General features: G+C 51.5%; 1 rRNA gene. It reads right to left on the bottom strand.

The window, feature by feature from the left end:
* Positions 1-2,329: ribosomal RNA gene (locus WMO44_RS14765) — 23S ribosomal RNA — on the bottom strand; the annotation flags it as partial.

Here is a 2,329-nt window from a genome sequence, read left to right as displayed (position 1 = left end):
TGCCTATCAACCTTGTAGTCTTCAAGGGGTCTTACTTGTTTGAAACAATGGGATATCTTATCTTTGGGTCGGCTTCACGCTTAGATGCTTTCAGCGTTTATCCGATCCGTACATAGTTGCCCAGCTATGCCCTTGGCAGAACAACTGGTGCGCCAGAGGTACGTCCGCTCCGGTCCTCTCGTACTAGGAACAGCTCCCATCAAATATCCTGCGCCCACGACAGATAGGGACCGAACTGTCTCACGACGTTCTGAACCCAGCTCGCGTACCGCTTTAATTGGCGAACAGCCAAACCCTTGGGACCGAATACAGCCCCAGGATGCGATGAGCCGACATCGAGGTGCCAAACCTCCCCGTCGATGTGGACTCTTGGGGGAGATCAGCCTGTTATCCCCAGGGTAACTTTTATCCGTTGAGCGATGGCATTTCCACTCACATACCACCGGATCACTAACTCCAACTTTCGTTACTGCTCGACCCGTCAGTCTCGCAGTTAGGCTCGCTTCTGCGTTTGCACTCTTTTGCTTGATTTCCGTTCAAGCTGAGCGAACCTTTGAACGCCTCCGTTACTCTTTAGGAGGCGACCGCCCCAGTCAAACTGCCCACCTAACAATGTCCCCCGCCTTGATTCAAAGGCGCAGGTTAGAATTCCAATATCGCAAGGATGGTATCCCAACGGCCACTCCACAAATGCCAAAGCACTTGTTTCCCAGTGTCCCATCTATCCTGTGCATGCAACATCGAAACCCAATATTAGGCTACAGTAAAGCTCCATGGGGTCTTTCCGTCTTGTCGCGGGTAACCGGCATCTTCACCGGTACTACAATTTCGCCGGGCGGGCTGTCGAGACAGTGCCCAAATCATTACGCCTTTCATGCGGGTCAGAACTTACCTGACAAGGAATTTCGCTACCTTAGGACCGTTATAGTTACGGCCGCCGTTCACTGGGGCTTCGATTCAATGCTTGCACATCTCCTCTTAACCTTCCAGCACCGGGCAGGCGTCAGCTCGTATACGTCATCTTTCGATTTAGCACAAACCTGTGTTTTTGGTAAACAGTTGCTTGGGCCGATTCTCTGCGGCTCCATCTCTGGAGCACCCCTTCTCCCGAAGTTACGGGGTCAATTTGCCGAGTTCCTTAACAACCCTTCTCCCGTTGGCCTTAGAATCTTCTTCCTACCTACCTGTGTCGGTTTGCGGTACGGGCACCGCAGAAATACACACAGCTTTTCTCGCCATCTTCCATCCCGGACTTCGGTACTAATTTCCCTCGATCGCTACCGGAACCAACACCCGGCTCCGAGACTTCAAATGTGTCCCTGTGTTTAACTCTTTTGGTGGTGACGGAATCTCTACCGTCTGTGCATCGGCTACGCCGTTAGGCCTCACCTTAGCTCCCGACTAACCTGGAGCGGACGAACCTTCCTCCAGAAACCTGAGGCTTTCGGCCATGCAGATTCTCACTGCATTCGCGCTACTCATTCCGGCATTCTCACTTCTATACACTCCACAGCCGCTTGCGCTACTGTTTCACCGCGTATACAACGCTCCCCTACCCAATACATTGCTGTATTGCCTAAGCTTCGGTGTCAGGTTTAGCCCCGTTAAATTCTCCGCGCAAAGACGCTCGACCAGTGAGCTATTACGCACTCTTTGAATGTGTGGCTGCTTCTGAGCCAACATCCTGGTTGTCTACGTATCTTCACATCGTTTTCCACTTAACCTGACTTTGGGACCTTAGCTGTAGATCTGGGCTGTTTCCCTTTTGACAATGACATTTATCTGACACTGTCTGACTCCCAAGCATCAATACTCTGGCATTCTGAGTTTGATAAGCTTCGCTAACCTCTCGGCCGCTAGGCTATTCAGTGCTTTACCTCCAGGTATCTAACTTGAGGCTAGTCCTAAAACTATTTCGGGGAGAACCAGCTATCTCCGGGTTCGATTGGAATTTCTCCGCTACCCACAGTTCATCCGCCGCCTTTTCAACGGAGGTCGGTTCGGTCCTCCATGGAATTTTACTTCCACTTCAACCTGACCATGGGTAGGTCACCCGGTTTCGGGCCCATTGTATGCAACTTAACGCCCTTTTCAAACTCGCTTTCGCTTCGGCTCCAGACCTTAAGTCCTTAACCTTGCTGCATACAATCGCTCGCCGGACCGTTCTACAAAAAGTACCCTATCACACTTTGACGTGCTCTAGGTGCTTGTAGGCACAGGGTTTCAGGTTCTTTTTCACTCCCCTCCCGGGGTGCTTTTCACCTTTCCTTCACAGTACTATACGCTATCGGTCACTGGGTAGTATTTAGGGTTGGAGGGTGGTCCCCCC

This window comes from Faecalibacterium tardum, from assembly GCF_040096515.1.
Classification (GTDB): Bacteria; Bacillota; Clostridia; order Oscillospirales; family Ruminococcaceae; genus Faecalibacterium; species Faecalibacterium tardum.
The sequence above is the reverse complement of the archived record's forward strand: the minus strand, read 5'-3'. Positions and strand labels throughout refer to the sequence as shown.